Source organism: Rahnella perminowiae (assembly GCF_019049755.1).
GTDB classification, from domain to species: domain Bacteria; phylum Pseudomonadota; class Gammaproteobacteria; order Enterobacterales; family Enterobacteriaceae; genus Rahnella; species Rahnella perminowiae.
In genome coordinates this window covers 1-409 of the sequence record NZ_JAFMOS010000037.1, presented here as the reverse complement: position 1 = coordinate 409, position 409 = coordinate 1, and the positions used below count along the sequence as shown (strand labels likewise).

Here is a 409-nt window from a genome sequence, read left to right as displayed (position 1 = left end):
ATTTCTTTCACCGTCGTTAACGATCAGGGTTTTTTACTGACTAAAAAAAGCCTCTATATGTCGTCCAGAGGATTTGACGATCCGCGCATCCTTCCTGGCGGGCCAGGTATTCCTTATACGGCGTCTGATGGCACATTTCACAAAATCGAACCGCGTGCTCCAGGATGGGCATGGGGCATGGTGTATATGACCAAAAGAGGGCTGGAGGAATCAAAAAGTCAATTCAGGTCTGAATGGATGAACTTGCCGGATAACGTCCCGGAAGTGAAGAACTATCAGGGATGGGATCATATGCGCTGCGATATGGATGCAGGGAAATAAAAGGGAGCATGCAATGAAAGGGCTAAAAGTTTTAGGCGGATTATTGATGACGCTGGTGGTGGGCGCAGCGCAGGCAAAAGAGCCTCCG

Annotated in this window: 1 pseudogene; it reads left to right on the top strand. The window is 48.9% G+C overall.

Going from position 1 to position 409, the window contains the following annotated elements:
- Positions 1-321 (top strand): annotated as a pseudogene (locus tag J1785_RS00180) (T6SS immunity protein Tli3 family protein); the annotation flags it as partial.
- Between the last annotated feature and the right edge of the window lie 88 nt (positions 322-409).